This is a genomic window from Pantoea rwandensis, from assembly GCF_000759475.1.
Taxonomy (GTDB): Bacteria; Pseudomonadota; Gammaproteobacteria; order Enterobacterales; family Enterobacteriaceae; genus Pantoea; species Pantoea rwandensis_B.
The window spans coordinates 2,725,542-2,751,718 of record NZ_CP009454.1 but is presented as its reverse complement, the minus strand read 5'-3'; the positions used below and the strand labels follow the sequence as shown (position 1 = coordinate 2,751,718).

Annotated in this window: 24 protein-coding genes; 11 read left to right on the top strand and 13 right to left on the bottom strand. The window is 51.4% G+C overall.

The features are described from left to right. Nucleotides 1–9: 9 nt before the first annotated feature. A complete protein-coding gene (locus LH22_RS12580; protein WP_038647012.1) occupies nucleotides 10–1,125 on the top strand; it encodes a lactonase family protein in 1,116 nt (371 codons plus the stop codon). Between the two features lie 349 nt (nucleotides 1,126–1,474). Then, entirely contained in the window at nucleotides 1,475–3,574 is a 2,100-nt protein-coding gene (locus tag LH22_RS12575) for an FUSC family protein (protein ID WP_038650120.1), read from the top strand. A 288-nt stretch (nucleotides 3,575–3,862) separates the two neighbouring features. On the opposite strand, the gene LH22_RS12570 is transcribed toward LH22_RS12575, so the two are convergent. After that, nucleotides 3,863–4,738 carry a hypothetical protein gene (locus LH22_RS12570; RefSeq protein ID WP_038647010.1) on the bottom strand — a complete coding sequence of 292 codons (876 nt, stop codon included), beginning with the start codon at nucleotides 4,736–4,738 and terminating at the stop codon, nucleotides 3,863–3,865. Between the two features lie 678 nt (nucleotides 4,739–5,416). On the opposite strand from LH22_RS12570, the gene LH22_RS12565 reads away from it, so the two are divergent. Continuing rightward, nucleotides 5,417–5,968 (top strand): YbhB/YbcL family Raf kinase inhibitor-like protein, encoded by a 552-nt coding sequence (locus LH22_RS12565; protein WP_038647008.1) that lies wholly within the window; start codon nucleotides 5,417–5,419, stop codon nucleotides 5,966–5,968. 36 nt (nucleotides 5,969–6,004) lie between these two features. On the opposite strand, the gene LH22_RS12560 is transcribed toward LH22_RS12565, so the two are convergent. Both LH22_RS12560 and LH22_RS12555 read right to left on the bottom strand, forming a co-directional pair. Further along, the gene (locus LH22_RS12560; protein WP_038647007.1) at nucleotides 6,005–7,435 is read right to left on the bottom strand and encodes a purine-cytosine permease family protein; all 1,431 of its coding nucleotides are present in this window, start codon (nucleotides 7,433–7,435) and stop codon (nucleotides 6,005–6,007) included. Between the two features lie 204 nt (nucleotides 7,436–7,639). Next, complete coding sequence (locus tag LH22_RS12555) at nucleotides 7,640–7,918, bottom strand: VF530 family DNA-binding protein (protein ID WP_038647005.1); 279 nt, start codon at nucleotides 7,916–7,918, stop codon at nucleotides 7,640–7,642. 109 nt (nucleotides 7,919–8,027) lie between these two features. Between LH22_RS12555 and LH22_RS12550 the strand changes: the two genes are divergently transcribed. After that, nucleotides 8,028–8,336, top strand: a complete 309-nt coding sequence (locus LH22_RS12550; RefSeq protein ID WP_038647003.1) for a hypothetical protein — start codon at nucleotides 8,028–8,030, stop codon at nucleotides 8,334–8,336. Nucleotides 8,337–8,339: 3 nt separating this feature from the next. Here the strand turns inward: LH22_RS12550 and LH22_RS12545 are convergent, their stop codons facing one another. Then, nucleotides 8,340–8,999: a DUF1345 domain-containing protein gene (locus LH22_RS12545; protein ID WP_038647001.1), complete on the bottom strand. Its 660-nt coding sequence runs from the start codon at nucleotides 8,997–8,999 to the stop codon at nucleotides 8,340–8,342. Between the two features lie 316 nt (nucleotides 9,000–9,315). Between LH22_RS12545 and LH22_RS12540 the strand changes: the two genes are divergently transcribed. Continuing rightward, on the top strand, nucleotides 9,316–9,765 hold the full coding sequence (locus LH22_RS12540; protein WP_081946731.1) for a nucleotidyl transferase AbiEii/AbiGii toxin family protein: 450 nt from the start codon (nucleotides 9,316–9,318) through the stop codon (nucleotides 9,763–9,765). Between the two features lie 430 nt (nucleotides 9,766–10,195). On the opposite strand, the gene LH22_RS20255 is transcribed toward LH22_RS12540, so the two are convergent. The 8 genes from LH22_RS20255 to LH22_RS12505 form a co-directional block, all read right to left on the bottom strand. After that, the gene (locus LH22_RS20255) at nucleotides 10,196–10,366 is read right to left on the bottom strand and encodes a YlcI/YnfO family protein (RefSeq protein ID WP_071845615.1); all 171 of its coding nucleotides are present in this window, start codon (nucleotides 10,364–10,366) and stop codon (nucleotides 10,196–10,198) included. Nucleotides 10,367–10,476: 110 nt separating this feature from the next. Then, entirely contained in the window at nucleotides 10,477–12,123 is a 1,647-nt protein-coding gene (gene cydC / locus LH22_RS12535; protein WP_038646999.1) for a thiol reductant ABC exporter subunit CydC, read from the bottom strand. Further along, nucleotides 12,120–13,880 carry a thiol reductant ABC exporter subunit CydD gene (cydD, locus tag LH22_RS12530; protein ID WP_052059418.1) on the bottom strand — a complete coding sequence of 587 codons (1,761 nt, stop codon included), beginning with the start codon at nucleotides 13,878–13,880 and terminating at the stop codon, nucleotides 12,120–12,122. Before cydD ends, cydC begins: the two co-directional genes overlap by 4 nt. Nucleotides 13,881–13,886: 6 nt before the next feature. Next, on the bottom strand, nucleotides 13,887–14,936 hold the full coding sequence (locus LH22_RS12525) for a cytochrome d ubiquinol oxidase subunit II (RefSeq protein ID WP_034823522.1): 1,050 nt from the start codon (nucleotides 14,934–14,936) through the stop codon (nucleotides 13,887–13,889). Between the two features lie 15 nt (nucleotides 14,937–14,951). Next, nucleotides 14,952–16,394, bottom strand: coding sequence for a cytochrome ubiquinol oxidase subunit I (locus LH22_RS12520; protein WP_038646996.1), 1,443 nt, complete (start codon nucleotides 16,392–16,394; stop codon nucleotides 14,952–14,954). Nucleotides 16,395–17,365: 971 nt separating this feature from the next. After that, entirely contained in the window at nucleotides 17,366–18,436 is a 1,071-nt protein-coding gene (locus tag LH22_RS12515) for a 4-oxalomesaconate tautomerase (RefSeq protein ID WP_038646994.1), read from the bottom strand. Further along, entirely contained in the window at nucleotides 18,433–19,155 is a 723-nt protein-coding gene (locus tag LH22_RS12510; protein ID WP_038646992.1) for a 4-carboxy-4-hydroxy-2-oxoadipate aldolase/oxaloacetate decarboxylase, read from the bottom strand. Before LH22_RS12510 ends, LH22_RS12515 begins: the two co-directional genes overlap by 4 nt. Then, nucleotides 19,152–19,889 (bottom strand): PIG-L deacetylase family protein, encoded by a 738-nt coding sequence (locus LH22_RS12505; RefSeq protein ID WP_038646990.1) that lies wholly within the window; start codon nucleotides 19,887–19,889, stop codon nucleotides 19,152–19,154. Before LH22_RS12505 ends, LH22_RS12510 begins: the two co-directional genes overlap by 4 nt. A gap of 129 nt (nucleotides 19,890–20,018) precedes the next feature. On the opposite strand from LH22_RS12505, the gene LH22_RS12500 reads away from it, so the two are divergent. The 4 genes from LH22_RS12500 to LH22_RS12485 all read left to right on the top strand — a co-directional run bounded on the left by LH22_RS12500 (nucleotide 20,019) and on the right by LH22_RS12485 (nucleotide 25,360). Further along, a complete protein-coding gene (locus LH22_RS12500; protein WP_038646988.1) occupies nucleotides 20,019–21,248 on the top strand; it encodes a LysR substrate-binding domain-containing protein in 1,230 nt (409 codons plus the stop codon). A gap of 237 nt (nucleotides 21,249–21,485) precedes the next feature. Then, on the top strand, nucleotides 21,486–22,862 hold the full coding sequence (locus tag LH22_RS12495) for an MFS transporter (RefSeq protein ID WP_038646986.1): 1,377 nt from the start codon (nucleotides 21,486–21,488) through the stop codon (nucleotides 22,860–22,862). 10 nt (nucleotides 22,863–22,872) lie between these two features. Further along, nucleotides 22,873–23,853: a VOC family protein gene (locus LH22_RS12490; RefSeq protein WP_038646985.1), complete on the top strand. Its 981-nt coding sequence runs from the start codon at nucleotides 22,873–22,875 to the stop codon at nucleotides 23,851–23,853. Nucleotides 23,854–23,989: 136 nt separating this feature from the next. After that, on the top strand, nucleotides 23,990–25,360 hold the full coding sequence (locus tag LH22_RS12485; RefSeq protein WP_038646983.1) for an amidohydrolase: 1,371 nt from the start codon (nucleotides 23,990–23,992) through the stop codon (nucleotides 25,358–25,360). Between the two features lie 80 nt (nucleotides 25,361–25,440). Here the strand turns inward: LH22_RS12485 and LH22_RS12480 are convergent, their stop codons facing one another. After that, a complete protein-coding gene (locus LH22_RS12480; RefSeq protein WP_038646981.1) occupies nucleotides 25,441–25,650 on the bottom strand; it encodes a glycine zipper 2TM domain-containing protein in 210 nt (69 codons plus the stop codon). On the opposite strand from LH22_RS12480, the gene LH22_RS20730 reads away from it, so the two are divergent. After that, nucleotides 25,580–25,855 carry a hypothetical protein gene (locus LH22_RS20730; protein WP_167540440.1) on the top strand — a complete coding sequence of 92 codons (276 nt, stop codon included), beginning with the start codon at nucleotides 25,580–25,582 and terminating at the stop codon, nucleotides 25,853–25,855. The two genes, LH22_RS12480 and LH22_RS20730, sit on opposite strands and share 71 nt — an antisense overlap. A 114-nt stretch (nucleotides 25,856–25,969) precedes the next feature. Continuing rightward, nucleotides 25,970–26,170 carry a hypothetical protein gene (locus LH22_RS12475; protein ID WP_038646979.1) on the top strand — a complete coding sequence of 67 codons (201 nt, stop codon included), beginning with the start codon at nucleotides 25,970–25,972 and terminating at the stop codon, nucleotides 26,168–26,170. The last annotated feature ends 7 nt before the right edge of the window (nucleotides 26,171–26,177 follow it).

The window sequence follows — 26,177 nt, the reverse complement described above, 5'->3', positions numbered from 1 at the left end:
GGAAATTAAATGAAGAAAACCTTTCAGATAGCCACATTACTCACGGCGATGGCGCTCAGCGCACCATTGCTGGCAAAAACCTTTGTTTACGTCTCAGAAGCCGATGACGGCACCATCGCGCGCTACGTACTGGATGAACAATCCGGTGCATTGCAACTGCTAGGTCGTACCCAGGCCGGCGGCAAAGTGATGCCACTGGCGCTGAGTGCGGACCACCAGCATTTATATGCGGCCATTCGCAGCAAGCCACTGCAACTGGTGAGCTGGCAGATCGATCGCGCCACCGGCGATCTTCATCAGAGAGCTGAAGTCCCTGCTACCGCCAGTTATCCGTACATCAGCACCGACAAGCAAGGGCGATTCCTGTTGGGCGCCTCCTACGATGGCGATGTGGTGCATGTCTATCGGCTAGCCAAAGATGGCAAGGTGATAGCGCCGCCGGTTGGCAGTTACAAGACGGGTCATGCGGCACATTCGGTCATTGTTGATGATGCCGGTAAAACCGCCTACGTCGGTAATCTCGGCACTGACCGCGTGTTACAGCTGAAATTGAATGAGGAGGGGGAACTCAGCGCGCTGGGTAACGGTTATGTGAAAACCGCCGATGAAAACGGCCCGCGTCATTCGGTCTTATCGCCGGATCAGCGCTATCTGTATAACGTCGGCGAGATGGGCGGCATCATCACTCAGTTCCGCCGTGAACCGAGCGGCGAACTGGTCAAAGTCAGTGAAACAGCCAATGCAGTAGCCGAGGAATATAAATTGCAACATGGGCGTGAGCGTCCAGCGGGCTATAGCGATACCACGCCACGGATCTGGTCAGCCGATATTCATCTGACGCCAAACGGTCACTTCCTGTATGTGACCGAACGGACCAGCAGTACGGTGAGTGGCTACCGCGTTGATCCACACAGTGGCAAACTGACGCTGATTGGCAGCTGGCCAGTTGAGAAGCAGCCGCGCAGCATTGCTATTACCGCAGACGGAAAATGGTTGATTGCCAGCGGTGAAAAAAGCGCGGTGACTGGAAGCTATGCCATTGATGCCAAAAGTGGGTCGCTGAAACGTGTTAGTGAAGCGCCTGCCGGCAAAGATGCGAACTGGGTAACAGTGGTGAGTAACTGAGTTTCACCCTGCGATGATCTGGCGCAACACTGTGCGCCAGATTGCGCGAAATGTTTTTATGGAGCCGTTGTAATCATTGAGGTTATTTAGAAAAGTGTGATCCAGAACACATTTATCTGACTGATGACAGGCTGTGAAGCAATAGGCTTATAAATCAGAGAGATTCTGTAAAAAAGGGCTGAATTCGCACTTAGTCCATTAGTAACCCTTAATAATTACCCTGTTATTGATTACCTGCCAATATCACCAATTTTGATGCTGTAACAACCTGACATATTTATCGCCGTGAGTAGATTGAATATTCTGGCAGGATACGCCGCACTTAGTGCCGTCTGGTCTCAATACTGTCATGCAGTGGTTTTCAAAAAACGCCGTTTTTTTTGCTGTAAAAACCTGTCTGGCTGCCTTTTTGGCATTGTACTTCTCACTGGAACTCAACCTGGATAAACCCGCCTGGGCCATTACCACGGTTTTCATTGCCTCTCAGCTTTACTCTGCGTCCACCATTTCGAAATCACTGTTTCGTATGCTCGGCACCTTGTTAGGCGGCGTGTTTATCTTCTTTGTTTTTCCCGTCACTGTTGAACACCCCTTACTTTTTAGCTTTGTTATCTCGCTGTGGGTCAGTGTGTGCCTGTATCTCTCCCTGCACGATCGCACGCCGAAAAGCTATGTGTTCATGCTGGCAGGTTACAGCGCTGCCATCATGGGATTTCCTGAGGTGATGACGCCGCTGTCGATCACCAATACCGTGTTATCCCGTATTGAAGAGATCGCGGTTGGCACAGTGTGTAGCAGCCTGGTGCATGCGTTATTGTTTCCGGTCTCGATGCGTAGTTTGCTGGAACAGAGTGTCAGCCAGTGGTATTTGAATGCGCGCAAGCTGTGCCACGATTTGCTGTCAGGTATTCCGGGCGATAAGTCTCCCGAGCGCGATGACATTCTGACGCGTATGGCGACCAATCCGCAGCAAGTGGAAATTCTGATTACGCACTGTGTTTACGAGGGTGATGCCGCGCGTCGTTTGATTCGTCTGGTCAGCGTGCAGTATCAACATCTCTCTTATTTAATCCCTACGCTCACCGCCATTGAGCTGCGTCTGCAGCGTTTATCGGCACTGCAGATTACGTTCCCGGACAACGTCGCGGTGGCGTTTCGTCTGTTTTTGCACTGGCTTAACGATGGTGAAGCCGTTGGCGAAACCAGCGGTATCCAGCTGGAATTAAGCCGTTGTCAGAATGATATCAACCAGGCCTGGCGTAGCGGGGAACTGCCGATTGAACACTGCCTGCTGTTTACCGGTTTGCTGGAGCGTATGGCCGACTTCGTGCGCATTGCGGGCGCGTATCAAAGCGTCGGCGGATTGGTCAGCGATCTCTCGGGCGACACCACACCCGCACGCGGTAAACGCACTCATCGTTTCTATGACAAAGGGCTGATCAGGCTTTCTGCTTTAACCGCCTTTTGCGCGATTTTTGGCTCCTGTTTGCTGTGGATGGGCACGGGGTGGCACGATGGTGCCTCAGCACCGGTGATGGCAGCCATCCTGAGTTCGCTTTTTGCCAGTATGGATACGCCACTGACTTCGATGAAATTGTTCGTGCGTGGTGTGATTGTCGCCATTGTTATCAGCGTAATTTATGTGGCGTTGCTGTTGCCGCAGGCGACCTCATTTGAAGCGTTGATTATTTGTCTGGTGCCGGGCTTGCTGATACTCGGCCTGATGATTGCACGTCCCTCAACCAATATGATTGGCATCAGCGTGGCTATCCAGATTCCTGGCTTTATCGGTTTGGGCCATCATCTGAAACCCGATTTGGTCCTGCTCATTAACAACGCCATTGCATCACTGACGGGCGTACTTTTTGCCGTGATAGCCACCGTGCTGATGCGTAACAAACGTCCTTCATGGACGGCGCGGCGCGCGGTTCGTCAGGGCTTACGTGAGCTGTTGCGTTTTATTAAAGAGCTTGAACGTACGGGGTCGTCACTGCTTGGCAGACAACGTTTTATCAGTTTGATGCTGGATAAGGTCAACGTGGTGTTACCCCGTTTACGGCTCGATCCACAGCCCGATATGTCGACCGCCGGGATGTTATTAACGGAGGTGTGGCTGGGCGTGAACAGCTTTGACTACTACGCCCGACACAAAGATCTGCTGGCAAAACATCAGCTGGACAGTGGACAGATGTTTCACGAGCTCGCCTTGTTCCTGAAACGGCGTCTGAAATCGTTGCAAACCCGACCACACCAGGATTTGCTGGATGAACTCGACTGGCTGTTGCTGCTGCTGGAAAGGCTGGCAAAGCAGGATGATGGGTTGCTCACACCGCTGTTTCATCTGTTTAGCATTCGTCTTTACCTGTTTCCGCAGCAAGCGTGGCCCGTTGCCACGCCGCGCCAGCTGGAAAGAATGCAACTGCAGGATTATCGTCAGCGCGCTTATTAACCGTACCAACTGTAACCTTTGGGTACACGGGAAAAACCCGCCTCTTTTAACGCTGCGAGCAGGTTGGATTGTCCGACGAGGTCAGTTTGGATATTAGTTGCCGTGATTGATAGATATTTCTAGCCCAAGCCATCTACATTTTCATGGATATGATAGACCTAGCTATTTAAGATGAATGTGAAATACACATAAATAACCATCAACAAGGGAAAAGTCCTATGGCCAACCTGGGTTCCTAAATTAATCCTTTTCCCATTTTTTAATCTTAGAGTCCGGTGTGAGTCACATTTAACCGTTTTCATCGCATTTTTTATCTGAAATTTCCCCACGGTATATTTCTAAATTGTAGTTAATAGCTCTAATAGTATCACTATGAAACAGATTTAACGAAATTAGATGCACTCCACTTTCCCCAATCTTTAGCTTTAAACAGGCAGCCGTATCTTTACCATATGACGATGCTATTTCATCATTCATTTCAGGATCTAATATAGAAACCCTCTTATAAATATCAGGTGCGATTAGTTTTATGAAGATAGATTCTCCGGCTGTTAGCATGATTCGGAATGTGGCCTGATAACCGGCGCGCATTCCAGATGTTGGAGTATCTAACTGGTTAAAATGTCCTCTGTAATCACCATCTGAATCTATAAAAGAGAAATCAGACTGATTCAAATCAGAATGATTTTTTGATGGAGGATTGTAGAAGAGACTATTATTAATCTCTCGCACTTCAAGTGTCATTTTCGAATCAGATCTTGTGTTAGCGGTTACAAGTATAACTGCAGTGAAAGTATTTTCTGGCGTGATATCGATTTTGCACTTTGCGTTATAGGAACAGGCTAAACTTTCTATTTTTTTACTGTTTTCAAATATATCGATATTCATATAACGCCCGAAATCAGTCACCCCCTCTATTCTATAAGACTTCCCTCTGTACAATGTAATATTGTAAGCTTGTTTTCTGAAGTTTTGCTGATCATCCTTAGAGTAAAAAGAATTCAACCCTTTCTGGCTGTTCAGGTTGTAAATAATATTGCTGTTAATTGTTTTGGACTTTGTACTCGGCAAGACGTTAGCATTTAAAAATGCCTTGCTGAATATTATTAATAATGAAATTGCAACCAGTAATGCAAGAATGGTAAAAATAAATTTTTTATTCATTTATAATCTACTTTGGGGTTCGTATAGAAGTTAAAAAATTGATTAAGTTGGTTTTAGAAATTTAATTAGTGATTTTTATAACTTATTTTGACGTTAAGTGAAAAAATTTTAGTACGCATGCTGAATGCAAAGGAACAAAAAAACGAGAAAACTATTGTCATGCCCTATAATCCTTTGTTTTTGTGTGTGTACTATATCACATAGTAACGTAGGGTTATCTTCTAATTTTCATGGTTTAGTAGTTAAATTTCGGGTTTTGATTTAAAGCCTCATAAAGTTCGACTTCTCGCGAGCATCAAAGATGTACGAAGTTGGCGGGTCAAAAATGCTCAGCCCCCGCGGCGCTATTGTTCAGCCTGAGATCACGTCGTACCGCGCTGCGGCACTTGGTCATGAGGAGGGAATTTTGAGACCGGAAATACTTTAGGTTAAGTCTTTTTTCGAACAAACAATAAGCTATTACTTTAGCACTTTAGCACTTTAGCACTTTAGCACTTTAGCACTTTAGCACTTTAGCAGGGTTGCTGCGTGGCAGCGGTAAACAACGCGAGTGAAGAGGCTGGCATCCAATGCTCCTGGGTTTCAAAGAGGACTTTCAGCAGTGTAGCCTGCGGCATGAATGTGATCAGGTTATATACTTGATGTTTTGGCTGATTTTTTCATCAACAGGAGTGAGAAATGGTGATGTTCAAACGCGCACTATTATTGGCGCTGCTTCCGGGAAGCGTGTTGGCTGCCCCGGTATTTACGCTGCAATCTTCGGATTTTAACGACAGTGCCATGCTGAATAAAACCTTTGCAGGCAACAACAAAAGTAACCCGTCATGCACCGGCGACAATGTGTCGCCGGCTTTGAGCTGGTCGAATGCACCCGCCGGCACCCGCAGTTTTGCACTAATGCTGACCGATCCTGTAGGGGGAAAAGGGTTAGGCGTGACACATATGGTGGCCTATAACATCACGGCGGATCGCACGCAGTTTGCGCAGGGCGAGTTGAGTAAAGGCGAAGGTTACACCGGAGGTAAGAATTCACCGGGCACCACAAGTTACTACGGTCCTTGCCCGCCGGTGGGAAGTGGCATACATCATTATAACTTCGTGATGGTGGCTACAGATTTGCCGGTAAATCAATTGCCTGGCGGACTGACACATGATGAGTTGATCGCCAAATTGAAAGGCCATACCTTGGGGGCTGCCACCATTGTGGGGCGATTTACTAACGATAAGTAAGTGATACGGCCGCCAGTTGAGGCGGCCGTGACAACGTCACTCCGCAGGGTGGATCGATCTTTCCAGCGTGCCACGGCGATCCCACCGACGTGCAGCTAACCACAGCAATGCGGTGACAAACCAACCAATAACCCACGACACATCATTACCCGCAAATATCCAGGTTAATGAGCCATGGTGCAGCGGATTATCAATAAACGGCAGCTGCACCAAGACGCCAAGGCAATACACCACAATCCCACCCCAGTTCCAGCGACCGTAACGGCCATCAGGTTGTGAAAGTGCCGGAATATCGACGCGTCCTTTGGTGATCAGATAAAAATCGGTAAGGCTGATTGCGCTCCACGGAACAAAGAAGGCCAGCAGGAACAACAGGAAATGGGTAAACGACTTGAGGAAGGCCGGTTCGCTGATCAGTGCGATGATGCAGGCTATCGTGACCATCAGCACCACAAACAAAATACGACCACCACGACTGAGAGACGTTTGCTGCCGGAACCCTGACACAATAGTGGTGAGTGACATAAAGCTGCCGTAAGCATTCAGGGTAGTGAAGGTAATCTTGCCAAAACAGATAGCGAAGTAGATCACCATTGCCATGGTCGCGCTACTGCCCAGACCAACGATATATCCCACTTCATTGCCGGAAAACGCTTTTCCTGCAATAGCCGCCACAATCACGCCCAACGTCATTGAGGCCTGTGTGCCTAATACGGTGCCGAAAAACACCGAGCTGAACAGCTTGTTCGCCGATACGTTAGCCGGCAGGTAGCGTGAGTAATCAGAGACATAAGGGCAAAATGCTATCTGCCAGGAAGAAGATAGCGAAACGACCAGCAGGAAATTGGCAATCGTGAAGTGCTGATTTTGCCATACGGCGGACAAATCATGCGTGGAAAGCAGGGTGATAAACAGGTAAGCAAAAGCCAGCACCCCGATGACGCTCGCCACTTTACCCAGCTTGTGAATCACCCGATATCCAAGCACCGCAATCACGACAATGATGGCGCTGAACAGGATCATCCCGGTCGCGTTGCTAACATTAATCAACTTTGCCAGTGCCTGACCGGCCAACACGGTGCCGCTGGCCGAAAATCCGATATACATAATACATACCAGTACCAGCGGGATCACCGCACCATACACGCCAAACTGCATGCGGCTGGTGATCATCTGTGGCAAGCCCAAGCGCGGGCCTTGAATAGCATGCAACGACATGATGGCGGCACCAATAATCTGGCCTACTAACAGACCCACAAGCGACCACACCACATCGCCGCCCAGCACCACGGCGAGGGCTCCGGTGACAATGGCGGTGATTTGCAGGTTACCGCCAAACCAGAGTGTGAACTGGCTAAAAGGGTGGCCATGGCGTTCGCGGAGCGGAATGTAATCGATGGAGCGGGTTTCAGACAGGCGCTGGTTTTCACTGCCTGAATAATCGGCTGCAGGTGATTCGGCTGACATAGTTTCCTCGCTGAAACAATGAACGCAGTGCGTTATGTTATTTTTGTTTATCAGTTGTGTTTGCAATGGGTGATACATGTATATACATGTATCGATATTGTCACGCGAGAAACGAAGTTACAAGGCAGCCTGTCATTGGAAAATGTGATGACGCTGGCAAGGTTGTCCAAAAGGAAAGGGCGAGCAGAGCGTCAGCCGCTGTGGTTATTTGTGGCCCTGGGTCCAGGGATTAAAGCCACTTTCCACCGAATCTTGTTTGGCGGGTTCCTCAAGAGAATCGAGGTAGAGCGCTTCCACTTCAGCACGCGCCCAGGGTGTGCGGCGCAGGAATTTGAGGCTGGATTTTACGCTGGGATCGTTTTTAAAGCAGTTGATATTGACGAGTTTACTGAGTTCGACCCAGCCATAATGTGCCACTAACGCATTAACAATCATCTCGAGCGTCACGCCGTGCATGGGATCTTTAGAAGAGTGAGCGGTCATATTACGTCCTAATTGGCAGGCGGATGATTGGCGGGCAAGATTACAAGAAAGCCGCGCCGGCAGCAATGGTGTAGACTTGAGCTTAGCCATTTACTGAGGAAATAACGCGATGAGCGATAAGAAAATGATTTCAATCGATCAGTTTAATGAAGCCGAACGAATTGAAGTGGATGAGATCTTCAAAGGGTTAATGGAAAAACATCGCCAGCGCAGCGGTAAAGAGCCTGATGCGAAGAAAGAGAAAGAATATACCGCAGACGCGCGTCAGCAAGTGATGACCATCAAGCTAGCCAAAGAAAAAGCCAAAGCGGACAAAGCCAAAAAAACACCGACGCGCCGCAAGAAACCTGAAGCGCAATCTGCCAGCGAAGTCAGTGACTTCAACTGGTCTGCCTCAATTAATAAAGGGCGTCGTTAAGGGTTAACTCAGCAATCCGGCGCCGACATTCACCGACAATCCCAGAATGGCCAGATTGAAAATAAACGAGATCACCGATTGCAGCAGCGCCAGCTTGCGCATTTCGGTGGTACCGGTTGCCACATCAGCGGTCTGCGATGCAACTGCGATGGTGAATGAGAAATAGAGGAAATCCCAGTAAGCCGGTTCGTCCGGTTTTTCCGGGAAAATCATGGGTGTGACGTCCTGAGTGCGACGCAAATAGTGTTGGTGTGCGTAATGCATGGCAAATGAACTCGGCAGTAATGCCCAGGAGACAATCAACGTCATCGCGGTTAATAACAGATGTAATACGCGCGGCGTGCCATTGAGAGTTTTTAGTGCCGGGAGTTCGCTCATGATCGCTACGATGCTGATCATGCAGGCCACAATGACCATGCCCAAGACCAACGCGGCGCTCTGATCTTGCATCTGGGCGATACGCTTGATCTCGCCAGCATCGGTACGCAGCATGCGAAACCAGATAAACCACAGATAAAGCCACGCCAGCACATTCCATCCAATCAATACGCGTTGCAACTCGCCCAGTTTTGCAGGGAGCAAGAAATAGCAGGCAACACCGGCAACAATCGAGATTAACAGACGTAGTCGCGCGAACAGATGTGTGGTGAGAGAAAAGGGCATGATGTCTTTTTTGCTGGGGTTTGAATCAGTTAACTGTAGTTGATGGCAGGAAAAACGCCTGAGATAGCTGTTACGAATCCTATCGGGATTTGAATGATTGTCGGTTTAAGACGCTGGCCGAACGCTGCATTCTCAGACGTCGCTACGTGAATTCTGAGATTTCATGTGAGGGATTATTGCTAAAGATTGGCGTAGCGACGCCTTAATCTGATGGTGATTTATACGATTTTTGAAGGCGGATTGATATCTCGCTTAGGCTGGACAGTATCAGCGAGAATAAACTAAGTCTACGTGAAGGCTACACACCAGAAAACCCATGTCACTGACACGCAATTACAGCGTTTTGCCTGATGGTTACAGCGATACGCTGGTTATGTGTGAATCTCTCAACGAAATTATGAGTGACAAACTTATCTCTCTCGCCGCAACCACAAGGTATATTCGTTACCGAGATCTCTGGGATTTGCCCTGGCTAATGCAACAGAATGCTGTTTATGAAATTGATTTAGTTAAGAAAAAAATCAATGACTATAAAATCCCGCATTATGATGAATTGCTGGCACAACGTATTCAAAGCATTGGTGCAATTGTAGGTGATGGCCGCTTTTACAATGAGATGAAAAGATTCCTGCCACAGCAGGTTTTTGACCGTACATTGGGGCGCCCAGAATTCATCACTTATGCCAGCGGTCGGTTATCGTCGCTACTCGTGTCTCTACAAAACGAGTTGAGAGGTAAAGCCCATGATGAGTCATTTACTCTGTGAGCCATCGAACAGCATGGGAGGTTTGATGGCTTATACGCAATTGAAGCCGGTTAGGTCAGTGCGGGGAAATAACCATTTCCTGTATTGCCATAAACGATCAGCAGGATGTCGATTAGCAGTCGAGACAGTCTGACAGGACAAGACAGTGGAGAGCGGGTGAGCATGGTGTACAGCTTCTGGTGCGCATTCTGATACGTAATTTAACATAATATACATTATGCGCCCTTTGGTTATCTGGCTAAGTTAAGATGCCCCCCTGGGAAATGCGAGTGTTTTGTTGAGTTGAATATGCTCTATGGTGTTCCACTGATGCGACGGTTTCTGGCATCGGACAAAGACGTGAAATGAAAATGTGAAGAGTCAGTCAGATGAGGTTTCCCGTCCGCTACACGTCAGCGATGACAACATGCCACCGACGGGAAATGATGAATTACTTCTTTGCGTTGCCAGCTTCCCGCGCTTTCAGACGACAGGCTTCGACAACCCAGGCTGAGAAGTTTTGAATGTTTTCGCTCTTCATACTCTCTTCGATTTGATCAATCAGCAGATGTGGGAAACGAATATGTTTTCTTCGGGTTTTGGAGTTTGTCATTTTATCCATGGTGATCCCTGGTCAGTTGTCTCACAAGTTTATTTTTGTATTGATTAAGCATCTGCTCAGGTTGACCCTAAGCAGATGTAAATAAACCAAAAAACAGATCCCTGCTCTTGTTATTGTTTATCGAGCAGTAACCGACTGTCCGCGAGGGAAAGTGGCTGGATCTGATGGGTCACCAGCAACGTGGTTTTACCCTTAATGAGTTCTTTCAAGCAGTTAAGCACTAATTCGGTATTTACTGCGTCTAGCCCTTCGGTGGGCTCGTCCAGCAACACGATCGGCGCATGGGAAAGATACGCGCGGGCAATCCCAATCCTGCGGGCCTGACCACCAGACAGACGCCCTCCTAACTCTCCCACCAGGGTGTCGAGCCCCAGCGGAAATGCGCGAACTTCGTCGTCTAAAGCGGCGCGCGCCAGTGCATCCCATAAAGCCTCGTCATCCGCATCCGGTGCAACCAGGCGCAGGTTGTCTCGAATCGATGCGTTGAAGAGATAGGTTTTCTGGCCAACCACCGAGATCATCTGACGCAGTGTATCTTCAGAAAGCGTCCTGACCGGACGACCGCCAATAGTGACATCTCCCGCTGTCGTTTCCCAGAATCCCTGTACCAGATTCAATACGGTGGTTTTACCCGCTCCGCTGGGGCCCAAAATCGCCAGGCAATGGCCGACGGGCACGGTAAAACTCAGCTTATCCAGTACGTTGGGAGCATCAGGTGAATAACGCATAGTGACTGAATCAAATGACAGCTCACTGTTTTCCGGTGCTGAGCTGGTTTCAGGCAAGACGATCGCCGGTGTCAGTTCGGTCATCGAGAACAATCGACGTGCCGCTGCGCGCGTAGTGCCAAGGACGGCAAAGGCAGCGGGCAACCCAGCCACCGCTTCAGTACTCGCCAGTATGGTGAACAGCAACATCACGATTTCACTGGCAGAAATGCCGGTTGCATGGCCAGTGTTAAACAACAGGATAAAGGCAAAAAATAACCCGAGCTGCCCCATTAAGGCGCAGAGCGCCCCGCCGCTGGCGCTAATCCAGGCCTGCCGACGCTGTGCGCTAATCAGTTGTTGAGAAAGCTGGCGCAGATGATCGGTTTGATGGCTAACGGCGCCAACCAGCTGTAACTCTGCTAATCCTCGTACCAAATCGGTGGATGCTGCCTGAACGGATGAGCGCACGGTAGTAATCTGGTTGCCACTGGCTTGCGTCAGCGATGCCACAATCCAGGGCACGATCACGCCCGCAAGCATCAGCACCACGGCATCAATCAATGCCACTGAAGGTGAGAACCAGCAAATTCCTGCCAAAATGATGAGCGACGAAATCAGCCCTGCAATGGCCGGCGTCAGAATACGCAGATAGAAATTGTCGAGGCTATCAATATCAGCGCGAAAACGTGCCAGCACATCCCCATCGCGGAAATCCTGCAGTCGTGCAGGCGCAAGATGCGCTAATTGTTGATAGAACCAGACACGTAAAACCGACAATAAGCGCAACGTTGCATCGTGCGTCACTAATCTTTCCAGATAACGCGCGAAAGTACGTAATACCGCAAGGCCACGAATCGCCGCAGCCGGAGTGAAAAACTCCAGTGCCAGAGAGCCTACGCCAGCCAGCGCCATGGAGGTGATAAACCAGCCTGACAAGGCAAGCAGTGCAACGTTGGAGAGAATCACAATCACAGAGAGCAATATCCCCACCGCCATGCGGAAACGCCATGGGCGCGCCAGGCGCAAGAGATGGCAAAGATCCTTCATGCGAGATCTCCTGTTTGCAGACGCTCGAGTTCAGCGAATACCCCAGCCTGATCGCGCAGTGCCTGCGGCGTTCCCGACTCGACTACACGCCCTTTCGCCAGCACGATAACCCGGTCAGCCGTGGCAGCGATCTCCGTATCGTGGGTGATGATCAAGCGTGCGCTATCCGGTAATGTGTCACTCAACGCGGCAATCATTTGCTGTGCTGTCTGACGATCCAGCGCCACCGTGGGTTCATCAAGAATCACCACCGCTGGCGCACTCAATACGGCGCGCGCCATCGCAATACGCTGGATCTGCCCACCGGACAGCCCTTTCCCACCGTCGCCCAGCCGGTATTCATACTGCGCCGGCAGTAACTGGATAAACGTGTCAGCCTGAGCCAGCTTTGCTGCTGCTTTAACCTCTGCCTGGCTGATACCTGAACGCGACAACAGGATATTTTCCGCAATCGAACCGGCAAAGAGGGTCGGCCGCTGCGGGAGCCAGCCAATCTGTTGCTGCCATGCGGGAAGATTTAATGATGAAAGATCGCTGCCATCAATGACGATGCGTCCTGAGTTTGGGGTAATAAAGCCCAATAACAGGCGTGATAACGTCGTTTTACCGGCACCGCTGGTGCCGACAATCGCCAGTGTTTCCCCGCTTCGCAAAGTCAACGAGACATCCGCGACTCCGCCGCCCTCTTCATACTGATAGCTCACGCCTTCCACGGTGATTTCACGCGGTTTTGCCGGGAGTTCGGCGTGGCCTTGCGACGATGCAGGCTCTTCAGCATTCAGGATCGCCAATAGACCTTCCGTCGCACCAATGGCATCCATTCGGGCATGATAGTGCGTGCCCAAATCACGCAGGGGACGGAAAAATTCTGGCGCCAGCAACAAGGCAAACAGCCCAGGCAGGAAGCCCATCTCGCCATAGAACAGACGGAATCCAACATACACCGCCACCATCGCGGTGCTGATGGTGGCAAAAAATTCCAGCACTAATGATGAAAGGAATGCCAGTCGCAACACCTTCATGGTGGTCTGACGATAGCTGTCCGAGATCGCCGCGATAATGTTCGCTTGCCGACGCGCCGCATTGGTCTGACGAAGCGTTGTCAGGCCTGCAATCACATCAAAGAAGTGGGCACTCATCAGACTGAGTTTGTGCCACTGCTTCAGGCTCATTTTCTCTGCGCCCTTTCCTACGACGATCATGAACAACGGCACCAGCGGCGCGGTGATCAGCATGATCAAGCCGGAGACCCAGTCAAAAGGAAAAAGCGCTACCAGAATGGCTAGCGGCACAATGCCGATGATGATTTTTTGCGGAAGAAAACCGGAAAAATAGGCTTCGATAGCTTCGACGCCTTCGCCAAGGGAGCTGGCGATACTGCCCGTACGTTGATGCTGGCTCCAGGCTGGACCCAACGCAGCGATGCGATCTAACAACATGCCGCGCAGTCCCTGACGGATACGTGCAGAAGCTTCAAATGCAAAGCCCTGACGCAGGATATCGATCCCTGCGCGCAACAACATCACCACCGGGAGCCACAAGAGATAAGGCAGGAGTGCAGTAAAGTTTTTACCGCCAAGCACAGCGTTGCTGATCAGCCAGGCTAACAGCCAGCACTGTGCAATCATCAGTATGGCATTGAGCGCCGCCATACTGATGGACAGTGAAAATAAACCGCCCGCCTGGCGACGCAGGCTCGAAAGCCAACGTTCCGCCAGGCGGGCTGCCATTCCACTTGGAGGGGAACTCGCAGACATGATGTCTTAGTGTCCCCCGTGACCAACCAGCTTGGAGATGCGGCCGCGGAATACCCAGATCTGATACCAGTTATACATCAGCATCACCGGCACAAAACCGCCCATGGTCATGGTGAAGGTAATCAGCGAAACCTGTGGGCTGGCGCCCGCCCAGATGGTCCAGGTGCCTGGCACGATCCATGGGAACATGGTTAGTAACATACCGAAGCCCAGAATGAATGCCGCGCCATTGAACCACATCACCGCTGCAAAATCTTTGTCCTTCAGAGTGTCACGACGCACCTGATCAATACAGACCAGTGCGATTAAGCCAAACAGGCCCCAGATCCAGAAATGCGGACCAAACCATTTCGCACGTGCCCAGTCGAAGATCACCGCACTCCACACCCAGGTAATCACCACGGCAGCAATCGCTAACCAGAAGATCACCGCGGTCCAACGTGCTGCATCCTGACGAATCGGTTCATTTTTCTCGAAGCGAGCACGCACGAACAGTACGCCTGCCAGCGTCATTGCCACGCAGGAAGCCACACCGGTCCAGATGGAAAACGCTGAAATAAAGTTAAATGCACCGCCCACATAGGTGGGAACCCCCTGAGCTGGTGAATCCATCTGGAAACCTTGCAGCAACGCGCCAACGCTCATCCCACCAAAGAAGGTGACCGCGAGGCTGGCGACACCGAAGATGCCGTCAGAAAACTTCTGCCAGAATGGCGAGGCCAGGTGACGGAATTCCAGGGCAACCGCACGAGACATAATGCCCCACAGTACCAGCGCCATCGGCACCATCAGATAGCTAAACGCCGAACCGTACACAAACGGGAAGGTGCCGAACATAATCCCGCCGGCGACGATCAGCCAGGTTTCGTTGGCATCCCAGGTGCCGGCCATTGCCGACATGATCGCGCCACGTTCATCATGGTCGCGGACGAAGAGCGAGAAGATCCCTGCCCCCAGGTCGGCGCCATCCAGCGCGATATATAAAAGAACACTGATACCAAAGGCTAACCACCAGGCGATGATCAGGAAGTGCTGAGTCGAATTAAGCATGTCCATGGATTTATTCTCCCATCAAACCGGACGGATATATTCAGGATGGTCAGCATGACCACTGGCAGGCATATCTAGGTGACCCAAATGCTCATGCCCCTCGCCCGGTATTTTGCTGGTCAAATCAGGACCAATACGCACCACTTTCGCCAGGAACCAAATGGTGCCCGCGACCACCGCAGTTTCAAAGATGGCAAAGCCCACCAGCCAGAAGATCGCCAGACCCATAGTCATTGGACTCATGCCGTCTTCGGTGCGCATCAGGCCATAAACGATCCACGGCTGACGGCCAATTTCGCGCGTCCACCAGCCCGCAATCACTGCGATATAAGGTAGGACCACCATAATAACGGCCAGCGCCAGGAACAGCTTATTGCGCGGAGCCAGCTCAGCGGTCATGCGACGACGTGCAATCAGCCAGACGCCCCAGAGGCTCACCAGCAACATGGCACCCGCAGCGCCTGACATGGCGCGGAAAGCGTAGAACGGCAACACCACAGGCGGTTGCTGATCTTTCGGGAAGCTGTTCAGGCCCGTTACCGTACCGTTCCAGGTTTTGGTTTCAATCAGGCTTAAACCGTGCGGGATATCGATAGACCATGCGAGGCCAGTGCCTTCTTTGTTTGGCCAACCCAGAATATGCCAGGCACTGTTGACGTTACCCGCTGAATCATAAGTATCGTAGTGCCCTTCCATTGCCGCCAGCGCCGCCGGTTTATGTTCCAGCGTGGCTTCACCCAGCACGTCACCCATATAGATCTGAACGGCAGCGACCACGGCCAGAGCCATTAGCGAATATTTCAGCGGCTTCAGGAACAGATCAACATGACGCTGTTTCAGGACATACCAGGCACAGGTTGCCACCACGAAGCAGAGCGAGAGCTCGAAGCTTGCCAACAGCATGTGCGGGAAGGCACTGCGCGCATTCGGGTTAAACAGTGCGGCCAGCCAGTCGGTCACAATAAAGATGCCGTTATGCAACTCAACGCCAGTCGGTGTCTGCATCCAGGAGTTAGCCACCAGGATCCACATCGCAGAAAGTGTAGAAGAGAGCGCCACGTTAAAGGTCGCAAACAGATGCATCCCTTTACTGATCTTGCCCCAGCCAAAGATCATCAGTCCGATAAAGCCGGCTTCATACATAAAGGCAGTGATGGTCTCATAGCCGAGCACCTGACCAAAGAACGGGCCGGCAGCCTGCGAGAAGCGGCCATAAAGAATACCAAAGGCCATTTCCATGGTGACGCCGGTTGCCACACCAGCACCGAAGTTAACGATAAACAGCTTTTCAAAGAAGCGACACAGGCGATACCACTTCTCATCTTGCTTCCTGACCCACATCAGTTCAGAGATGAACAACAGTGCAGCCAGTCCAATGGTTAGCGGGGGAAAAATGATGTGAATAGATGAAATTAGCGCGAAGTCAATACGCGTGATCAGCGATGTAAGATCGTTACTTAACATGACTATCTTCTTTTTTTGAGTGACCGAGTTAGTTAACGGCAATCCAGCGCCGTTTCACATGTTATGGAGTGAGATGAAGCAAGCTCGTGCATAACAAGTTGAAATCGGTACCGCACTGTCGTCTTTCTCTTAACCACGAGCAACAACCACAGTTTATTTTCCAGACAGGAGACGACTGGAAAATAGGTTATTCACTTCGGCGTTCGTTCCGGAGAAAGAACGGGGAAAATAAATCATGATTGTTAACGAAATGTCTGTCGATAACACTTGCAGGCGTAGGTATCGACACCGCTCGTAATAAGAATTTTTCTGTAAATTATTCTATATTTTCGTTTACACAAAGGCATCCTAATTAAAGGGGTAACTTGTAACAAAAAGAAAAAATTCGCTGTATAAATGAATGATATTCATGTGAATTAAATGTAATCAGGCAGTTAATTTATGAATAATCTTTGATTTTTATCAACTTAATTCAGGGTGTTAGCGTGGTTTTGAGCGTTAATTATGTTGCATTCAAGTGAGGAATCATCAGCGCTCATCCCGTAATGATGCGATTATCTTATTATTTAGCAGGGTTACAATTACCGTAGACATACGGTCAACATCAATAATACGGAATTTTAACAAGCATTGAGTTATTGTATTTTAATAACAGCCATAATGATTTAATTTAACAAATCAAAAACAATTGTCACGTTCAGAATACTTAATTCCTGCGCCATTAAATCTTTAAAAACCTCTCTATTGAATATACCGAATCGTAACATTAAAGACACACCGTGCGCACACTTGTCACATTAATAATGAATCAGCGACATTTATTTAAGGCAAATAAAGGGCTGGCGAGGCAGTGTGAGTGGAAGCATGAAGTCACGCGTAGAAACGAAGAGTTTTGCGAGCGAATGGAAAATGCCGGCAACCCATAAGGTTGTCAGCATAGGAGAACGTCAGCGTGCAGGGTATTTCGTGTTTTAGCGTGAGGCTGGAATGGCGACCCGTCCGTCAAATAACAGTCGTGCCGTACGTATCAAGCCGCTTTGCGTCACCTTCCCTGTCTCATCACAGGTCAGCATCACGCTAAACTCGCCGCTTGGATGTTCCACCGCCAGACGCTGCTGCCTGTCATCGGTAATCTGCGCGATTCCCTGCGTCACGGAACCGGGGATCAGGCAGGCCGTGGCCACACTCACCGCACCCAATACACCAATAGAAGCATGACAGCGATGGGGAATAAATGTCCGCGTCGATAGCGCACCGCCATTAACGGGCGGAGCAATAAGGGTCATTTTCGGCACAGTTCGTTTGGTCACGTCTCCGAGGCTCATCAGCGGACCCGCTTGTAAGCGGATGGATTCCAGACGGGCTTTTAACTCAACGTTGCTTTCAAGCTGCTCGCAGGTCTCCTGGCCAGTGCATCCCACATCCTCAGCACGCAGGATCACCACCGGCATACCGTTATCAATGCAGGTCACCTCAATCCCGTCAAACCGATTACGCGCCTCACCGGTCGGTAACAGCGATCCGCAGCTGGACCCTGCAATATCCTCGAATTGCAGAATTTGCTCTGCACCAAAACCTGGTACGCCGTCTATCTGCGTATCGCCCTGATATTCCACCGTGCCATCGGGCGTGGCAAGTTGCGCCACCGCGATTTGCCCGGTGTTAACCATAAAGATGCGCACGCGCGTGATGTCATCCTGCGCGTTTACCAGGCCTTTCTCGATGGCAAACGGCGCCACGGCGGCAAGGATGTTGCCGCAGTTCTGTCCATAATCGACCACCGCTTGATCCACGTTAACCTGTGCAAACAGGTAATCGACATCGGCATCACGACGCGTGGACGGAGAAATAATTGCCACCTTACTGGTCAGCGGATCGGCCCCACCGATGCCATCAATTTGACGTGGATCCGGTGAACCCATGACGGCCAGCAACACGCGGTCTCGCTCCGTTCCTGCCTCTGGCAGATCGCTGGCAAGGAAACAGGCGGCTTTGGAGGTGCCGCCTCGCATTAAAACACAGGGTATCAGCGTCTGTTTCATAGTGAACTCTTTTGCATAGCATCCAGAGACTCCACGTAGCGCAATCCCTTCTCCGCTAACGTGCCACGCATCTGATAAATATCTAGCCCGAGTTCCCCGGCTGCCAGGCGTACTCGCTTACTCTCCTCATTGGCGACCCGCTGTTGGGTTGTCCCGGCAACAGTTTTCGCATCCGCTCGCGGCACAATCACTACGCCGTCGTCATCGGCGACCACCATATCGCCAGGATAAACCAGCTGACCGGCACAGATAATCGGCACATTTACCGAACCCAGCGTGGCTTTAACCGTTCCCTGAGCAAACACCGCACGCGACCAAACCGGAAAGCCCATCTCACGCAGGGTCTGGCTGTCACGGATACCGATGTCGCCCACCAGTGCCACCACGCCACGTGCCTTTAATGAAGTGGCCAGCAGATCACCAAAGAAGCCATCATGGCAATCCGAGGTCGGTGCCACCAGCAGTACATCGCCAGGCTGACACTGTTCGACTGCAACATGAAACATCCAGTTATCCCCGGGAGAAACCAGCACCGTGACCGCACTGCCGGCTATCGATACGCCCTGCTGGATCGGTCGTATCCGCACATCAAGCAGACCTTGTCGCTGTTGCGCTTCGTGGACGGTTGCCACTCCGGCACGGGCGAACTGCGCGATCAGAGCGGAATCGGCCCGCTCAATCTTCGTAACAACAATGCCTTTCTGGTTCACCGCGATCATGAGAGATCCTCCGTTACCCGTGGGAACAGGCTCTGATAGCCTTCGCCGTGAGTGATGACGCGCGTCGAAGCAATCCCCGTATTACGTTTGGCCTGCACGCCCCGCTGTAGCGCCACGCGCGTGTAGTATTCCCACAAATGTTCCTGCCCGGCCATGCACTGAATCGCCTGGTATTTCTTTTCCCAAACTAAGGTGATATCCAGCAGCACATCCGGTTTCCACAGGCATTGTTCAGGTTGATGCGGTTCAAAACAGTAAACCGGCGGCGCGCCGATAATCGGTTCTCCCGGACGATACCCTTCTGCCTGCGCAATGATGCGTGCTTCCTGCGTAAGATTCGCCGCCAGCGGATGATCGTAGTTATAAGGATCGGCAATCGAGTGCGTCAATACAAAGTGTGGCTGCACGCGGCGAAACACATCGGCCAGGCGGAACAGCGTTTCCTTATCTGCGCGTAGGGGATAATCGCCAAGATCGAAGAACTCAATGCTCGCTCCTAACACATCCGCGGCCCGTTCGGCCTCGGCCTGCCGGTGCTGCTTAACGGTCTGCTCGGTCATGTTGCCTTTGCGCCACAGTTTTGCCGACTCACCGCGCTCCCCGTAAGAGAGGCAGACAACGTGCACGTCATAGCCGCTCGCACTGTGCAAAGCGATAGCACCGCCTGCGCGCCAGACAAAGTCAGCGGAATGGGCACTGACCACCAGGGCACTCTTTTTCACTGTGTTTTCCATTGTGTTCCCCTTCTGTTGCGTTTTTTTCATCCTGACACGCAGCATCCAGACCGAATAATGCCTTTCGTTGTGCGAGCTATGATTTTTATTTATGTTGTGATCATTATCAGAGGCTCAGGAGCAGAAGGCATGCTGGCAAGTGAAGACGCTAACCACATTAAAATCATGCAGCTAAGATCACTTTGTATGATTGCCGAACGGGGAACTGTCTCGGAGGCTGCAGGAGATTTATTTCGCACGCAATCGGCAGTGACGCGATCGATACGTGATCTGGAGCACACTCTGGCGACGCCTTTGTTTGAACGTCATGCCAGCGGGATGCTGCTCAACGAGAAGGGAAAATGCGTGCTACCTCGCGCCCAGCGCGCCCTTCAGGAACTCAAACAGATACCCGCACTTCTCGCCCGGTTTAAACAGCGCGAATCTATGCGTGATGAAGCCGAACCGATTTGGTTGTTCAACGTCAGACGCCTGCAGATATTTTTACGGCTGTTTCATCTGCAGCACACGCAAAGCGTGGCCAGTTCGCTGGCTATCAGCCAGCCCGCCGTCAGTGCCGCGTTAAAGGTGCTGGAGAAAGGGGCCAATATCGTGCTGTTCCAGCGATCCCCGCGAGGCATGCAGCCGACGTCCGCCGCACGTGAAATGGCGCCACATATCAGCCGCGCCCTGAATGAAATTCGCCATATCCCGGAAGATCTTGCCGCTCAGCAAGGGGTTTTGCAGGGCACCGTTCATATTGGTGCCCTGCCATTGTGTCGCAGTGTGTTATTGCCCCGCGCGATCACCCGCTTAGTGACGGCACATCCGGCAATCAAAGTCGTGACCAATGAAAGTGCCTTTAGCACGCTGATTACCGAACTCCGTGCAGGTGACGTTGATCTGATTGTCGGTGCCTTACGTCATGACAGCCACGTTAATGATATCGATAATCGCCGGCTGTTTAGCGAAGAGCTGGTGCTGCTCGCCAGGCCACAACATCCATTAGTGGGTCGAGCATTAAGCGCTGCCGATCTCGCCGACACACAGTGGATTTTGCCGCGTGAAAACAGCCCGGCCCGCCATCTGTTAGAACACGCCTTTGCCACATTGGACATTCCGGCACCCAAACCGGTGGTGGAGAGCGGTGACCTGGCGATCGTGCGCGGTTTATTAATGGACTCCGATATGGTGGCAGCCGTGTCATGGCACCAACTGGAGTACGAATTGAAGTCGGGCACGCTCAAACCTTTATCCTTTACTCTGCCCGATACGCGTCGTGATATTGGTATCACATTGCGCGCGGGTGCGCTGCATTCCCCGGCCACGCTGGCACTGATTAAGTGCATCAACGCCGAAGCTCATACAACAGCGACCTAAACGAAATTCATACAATGTTGGTAAGCCGTTCACTCATACCCCCCTTTCCAGCGGTCAGCACAAACCCGAATTTAGACCGTGGATTATGACAACTCGCTCACAATATAAACGTAACTCATACCGCTAAAAGCCTTTTTTGACAGACAGTCTGCGGCACGGTGCTTACCGTTGAGTTGGATGAGTTAATCATGACTCGTCATTCAATAGACTTTGCGTGCCCGTAGAGAGAGCGAACGTATGAATACAAATAAGCTGGTCGACATCAAAGCCTGGATTGATTCACGACCCATTTCCGCCTTTCAATGGCGCGTGTTATTTCTCTGCCTGATCATCATTATGTTCGACGGTTACGATGCCGCGGTGATGGGATTTATTGCGCCGGCGCTGATAGAGCAGTGGCATATCTCACGCGCCGCAATGGGGCCGATTCTGGGGGCAGCGATGTTTGGCGTGGCGATTGGCGCATTGATCGCCGGTCCTTTGTCCGATCGCTTTGGCCGTAAAAAAATCATCCTGCTTGCGGTACTGATGTTCTCCGCATTCAGTCTGATCTGCGCCTTCGCCACCACGCCGCTGCAAATGGCGATGATGCGATTCATTGCCGGGCTCGGGCTGGGCGCAGTCATGCCCAACTGCGTCACGCTGCTGGCAGAATATATGCCTGAGCGCCGTAAGGGCGTGATGATTACCCTGATGTTCAGCGGCTTTAATATCGGCTCCGGGCTGGGTGGATTTATTGCGGCCGCGTTGCTGGCGCATTATCACTGGAATGCTGTGCTCATTTTCGGCGGTGCACTGCCGCTGCTGCTGCTTCCCTTGTTAAGTTATCTGCTGCCTGAATCTGCGTTGAATTTGGTGGTGCGCCGGGCGCCACGCGCGAAGATTGCCGCGCTGCTTAATCGCATGGGCGGCCAGTTTCAGCAGGATGCGGCGTTCGTGCTCAACTCTCCCCGGATCCATCGTAACAGCACCATTTCACAGCTCTTCCACCACGGTTTTGCCCGCGGCACGATCATTTTGTGGGTGACCTACTTTATGGGGTTGTTTGTGATTTATCTGCTGAACGGCTGGTTGCCGACCATTATGCGCTCGGGCGGCATTTCCCTCGAACAGGCGGCCATTCTGGCGGGATTGTTCCAGTTAGGCGGTCCACTTGGCGGTATTCTGGTCGGTGCATTGATGGATAAGTGCAACGCCAGAGTGGTGATTGGCGTGGTCTATCTGCTGGGTTGTCTCTGCTTGTTAGCACAGGGTATCTTCGCGTTTTCCGGGGTGGCTCTGGGCGTATTCATTTTCGTTATCGGCATGTGTATTAATGGCGCACAGAATGGTCTGCAGGTTTATTCTCCTGCTTATTACCCTACTGAAATACGCGCCACCGGCGTGAGCTGGATGCACGGCATTGGCCGCACCGGTGCCATCCTCAGCTCTTCGATTGGCGGATTGCTGATGGGCGCGTTCCCGGCGCAGTCGGCGATTTTCTATGTTCTCGCTCTACCCGCTTTACTGGCCGCGATCAGTATTGTGCTTCATCGTAACGTTTCTCTGTCTCTGAAAATAAAGGGCGCAGCGCTGGATGACCTTCCGGCGCTGTCACAAACCCTCAATAAATAGGATTGGCATCATGACATCTCAACCTTCTGAACCCTGCTTCGATATTGCGCATCTTGCTCACGTGGAGCTTTACACCGACAAGTTTGAAGAGAGCCTCAACTTCTTTGTGAATGTCTATGGCTTAACGATCACCGCGCAGGACGACGATCACGCCTGGCTGCGCGCCTGGGATGATTATGAGTTTCACAGCCTGAAACTCACGCGTCATCACACTACCGGCGTGGGGCACATTGCTTATCGCGCCGCTTCGCAGGCTGCGCTGGAACGGCGTGTTGCGGCGATTGAAGCGAGCCCCTATGAAGTGCTCGGTTGGGTCAACGACGATCAGGGCCATGGCCAGGCATTTCGCTTTACCGATCCGTTTGGCCACATTTTTGAGATCTATTACGACACGGTCCGATATCAGGCACCTGACGATCAACGTCCGTCGCTGAAAAACCTGTCCCAGCGTTACCACGCGCGTGGCGCCTGTCCGCGCCGTCTCGATCACCTCAATCTGCTGGCAGCCGATGTCAGTGAATTCAAGCGCTTTATGGAAATTTGTTTAGGCTCCCGCGTAACAGAGATGATTCAGCTCGATAATGGCCGCATTGGTGGCTGCTGGTTCACCATCAATAATAAAACCTATGATTTGGCCTGTACCGAAGAGCACGGTGGCGGCAACGGGCGACTGCATCATGTGACCTACGCCACCGACACGCGGGAAGACATTCTGCGCGCGGCCGACATCTTCCTGGAAAATGGCGTGCACATTGAAACCGGCCCACACAAACATGCCATTCAGGGCACATTTTTCCTCTATGTCTGGGAACCGGCAGGAAATCGGGTTGAGCTGGCCAATTCCGGCGCACGTCTGATTCTGGCCCCAGACTGGCAGACCGTGGTCTGGACGGAGAGCGAGCGTAAGAAAGGCCAGGCGTGGGGCCTGAAAACCATTGAGACCTTCCATACTCATGGCACACCGCCGATGCCCAAACCGCAAAATCATTAACCCTTCAACAGAACATCGGATAGCGATGCTGTCCGATGCGTCATTACTTTTCTCCATAGTTATCAGTGGAAAAAATCACAGCACAGCGCTTATCGCTCCTCTAGGGTAAATCTCCCCTACAGGGAGAAAATAACGTATGAGCCTCATGACTTCCGGCAACCGCCGTGACTTTCTTTCCGCTGGCATCAAACTGACGGCGGCAGGCACGCTGCTCGGCGCCGGATTAAGTGGCCGCACAGCTGTAGCGGCAGCCTGTGCGCCTGAAAACCTGACGCACATCGATGTTAGCCACTATCTGTTGCGCAATGTACGCCTGGAAGAAGGCTTTGTGCGCCATAAGGGCGTCATCACCGCCACGCGCACCGGTTTGTACGATATCGAAATCAACGGCGCGCAAATCACGGGCATCCACGCCGCGGGATTCAGCAGCACCCTCCCCGCCTGGGATGCGGCGGGACACGTCCTGCTGCCCGCAACGCGCGATATGCATATTCACCTCGATAAAACCTTTTATGGCGATGGATGGCGCGCCCCGCTACCGCGCAAAAGCGTTATCGATATGATTCATCAGGAGGAGCAGATTCTTCCTGAGATTGTGCCAACCTCCGAAATGCGTGCCGAAAAGCTAATTGGCTTACTGCAGTCCAAAGGCAACACCGAAGCGCGCAGCCATTGTAATATCGACCCGATCAGCAAGCTGGATGGGTTGGCGCACTTACAACAGGCGATTGAAAAGCACCCTCAGGACTTTACCGCGAAGATTGTCGCCTTCCCGCAGCATGGGCTGTTGCGTTCAAACGTTGAAGGCATGATGCGTGAAGCGATGAAAATGGGGGCCAATTTTGTCGGTGGCCTGGATCCGACCAATGTCGATGGTGCGATGGAGAAGTCACTGGATACGATGTTCAGCATCGCACTGGATTTTGCTGCGCCGGTGGATATCCACCTGCATGAAACCGAGCCGCACGGCGTAGCCGCGATACGCTATATGCTGAAAACGGTGCGCGAGAATCCGCAGTTAAAAGGAAAAGTCACCCTCAGCCATGCGTTTGCGCTGGGCACGTTATCGGGCAGTGAACTGGATGCGATGATCGAGGAACTCAAAGCGCAGCAGTTTAGCATCGCGACAACCGTGCCGATTGGTCGCGTGATCATGCCATTGCCGCAACTGCGTGCAGCGGGCGTGCCGGTATGGTCCGGCACGGATACCATTGCCGACCACTGGCAACCCTTTGGCAGCGGCAGCATGCTGGAAAAAGCCAATGTCTATGCGCAGTTGTATCGTGGCCCGGATGAATTCTCATTGAGTCGTGCTTTGGGTATTGCCACCAATGAGGTGCTGCCGCTGAATAGCCAGGGAGAACAGCAGTGGCCGAAGGCACAAGACAGCGCAACGATGATGTTGGTCGCGGCGAGTTGTTCTGCAGAAGCCGTGGCGCATATTGCACCGGTGATGGCGACATTCCATAACGGCAAACAGGTGTTTGGCCAGTTAAAGAAAATCTAATGGAAGAATAAAGACGACGTTAAAAAAGATTTTATTTCGTCGCGCATTCAGTGCGCGACGAAATAGATCAGCAGAATGAATCAACGGCTCACTTCATGACCAATCAAACCACCGATGGCCGCACCACCCAGCGTACCAAAGGTACTGCCGCCGGTTAATACCGCACCACCCACTGCACCGACACCCGCACCAATCGCCGTATTACGACCACGATGCGACATGCCACAAGCGGTAACAGATAAACAGACTAAAGCGACAATGGCAAAACTGCAGCTGCGTTTTAAAAGCATCGAAATCCCCATTACCATTAAAAAATGGAATGCAATTGTTTTTAATTTGATTGTTGTTAAGACACCAAATCGTTGGCGACTTGCACTGCTCGTCGGCGCTAATTTAAGAGGATTTGTGAAACGGCGAAAGGTAAAAATTCCTATTTTCGGGCGGTACTGGCGAAGCGGTGAGAAACCAGCCGATGCAGCACTTTCAGGGCATTGAGAGGCGTTTAAACCTGCGGTGCTTTACAGAGAATCCATCCCTTGACTGCCAGCCTACCAACTAGTAGATTAATGTTTATTCAGCTGACTTTAGCGACATATTTCAGGGGGCAATGTGAGTGTGATTCATTTTCCTAACCAACATCCCGTTTGCCGTTCTTCGGCTGCTGAATCAACGGAATCGGATAAACAAACCCTTCGCGACTTTGCGTTAAATATTGCCGCGCAGTTACGCGATGACCCTGAATTAAATAAACAGGCGCCTTATCTGGTGGATAAAGTGATTTTGTTGCTGATGAAAGAGTCGCGAGGCTAAATCTCCG

What these genes read in the sequence shown, in the direction of transcription:
- LH22_RS12580 (WP_038647012.1), top strand. Translation starts at nt 10, where the DNA reads ATGAAGAAAACCTTTCAGATAGCCACATTACTCACGGCGATGGCGCTC.
- LH22_RS12575 (WP_038650120.1), top strand. Translation starts at nt 1,475, where the DNA reads ATGCAGTGGTTTTCAAAAAACGCCGTTTTTTTTGCTGTAAAAACCTGT.
- LH22_RS12570 (WP_038647010.1), bottom strand. Translation starts at nt 4,738, where the DNA reads ATGAATAAAAAATTTATTTTTACCATTCTTGCATTACTGGTTGCAATT.
- LH22_RS12565 (WP_038647008.1), top strand. Translation starts at nt 5,417, where the DNA reads ATGGTGATGTTCAAACGCGCACTATTATTGGCGCTGCTTCCGGGAAGC.
- LH22_RS12560 (WP_038647007.1), bottom strand. Translation starts at nt 7,435, where the DNA reads ATGTCAGCCGAATCACCTGCAGCCGATTATTCAGGCAGTGAAAACCAG.
- LH22_RS12555 (WP_038647005.1), bottom strand. Translation starts at nt 7,918, where the DNA reads ATGACCGCTCACTCTTCTAAAGATCCCATGCACGGCGTGACGCTCGAG.
- LH22_RS12550 (WP_038647003.1), top strand. Translation starts at nt 8,028, where the DNA reads ATGAGCGATAAGAAAATGATTTCAATCGATCAGTTTAATGAAGCCGAA.
- LH22_RS12545 (WP_038647001.1), bottom strand. Translation starts at nt 8,999, where the DNA reads ATGCCCTTTTCTCTCACCACACATCTGTTCGCGCGACTACGTCTGTTA.
- LH22_RS12540 (WP_081946731.1), top strand. Translation starts at nt 9,316, where the DNA reads ATGTCACTGACACGCAATTACAGCGTTTTGCCTGATGGTTACAGCGAT.
- LH22_RS20255 (WP_071845615.1), bottom strand. Translation starts at nt 10,366, where the DNA reads ATGGATAAAATGACAAACTCCAAAACCCGAAGAAAACATATTCGTTTC.
- cydC (WP_038646999.1), bottom strand. Translation starts at nt 12,123, where the DNA reads ATGAAGGATCTTTGCCATCTCTTGCGCCTGGCGCGCCCATGGCGTTTC.
- cydD (WP_052059418.1), bottom strand. Translation starts at nt 13,880, where the DNA reads ATGTCTGCGAGTTCCCCTCCAAGTGGAATGGCAGCCCGCCTGGCGGAA.
- LH22_RS12525 (WP_034823522.1), bottom strand. Translation starts at nt 14,936, where the DNA reads ATGGACATGCTTAATTCGACTCAGCACTTCCTGATCATCGCCTGGTGG.
- LH22_RS12520 (WP_038646996.1), bottom strand. Translation starts at nt 16,394, where the DNA reads ATGTTAAGTAACGATCTTACATCGCTGATCACGCGTATTGACTTCGCG.
- LH22_RS12515 (WP_038646994.1), bottom strand. Translation starts at nt 18,436, where the DNA reads ATGAAACAGACGCTGATACCCTGTGTTTTAATGCGAGGCGGCACCTCC.
- LH22_RS12510 (WP_038646992.1), bottom strand. Translation starts at nt 19,155, where the DNA reads ATGATCGCGGTGAACCAGAAAGGCATTGTTGTTACGAAGATTGAGCGG.
- LH22_RS12505 (WP_038646990.1), bottom strand. Translation starts at nt 19,889, where the DNA reads ATGGAAAACACAGTGAAAAAGAGTGCCCTGGTGGTCAGTGCCCATTCC.
- LH22_RS12500 (WP_038646988.1), top strand. Translation starts at nt 20,019, where the DNA reads ATGCTGGCAAGTGAAGACGCTAACCACATTAAAATCATGCAGCTAAGA.
- LH22_RS12495 (WP_038646986.1), top strand. Translation starts at nt 21,486, where the DNA reads ATGAATACAAATAAGCTGGTCGACATCAAAGCCTGGATTGATTCACGA.
- LH22_RS12490 (WP_038646985.1), top strand. Translation starts at nt 22,873, where the DNA reads ATGACATCTCAACCTTCTGAACCCTGCTTCGATATTGCGCATCTTGCT.
- LH22_RS12485 (WP_038646983.1), top strand. Translation starts at nt 23,990, where the DNA reads ATGAGCCTCATGACTTCCGGCAACCGCCGTGACTTTCTTTCCGCTGGC.
- LH22_RS20730 (WP_167540440.1), top strand. Translation starts at nt 25,580, where the DNA reads ATGCCACAAGCGGTAACAGATAAACAGACTAAAGCGACAATGGCAAAA.
- LH22_RS12480 (WP_038646981.1), bottom strand. Translation starts at nt 25,650, where the DNA reads ATGCTTTTAAAACGCAGCTGCAGTTTTGCCATTGTCGCTTTAGTCTGT.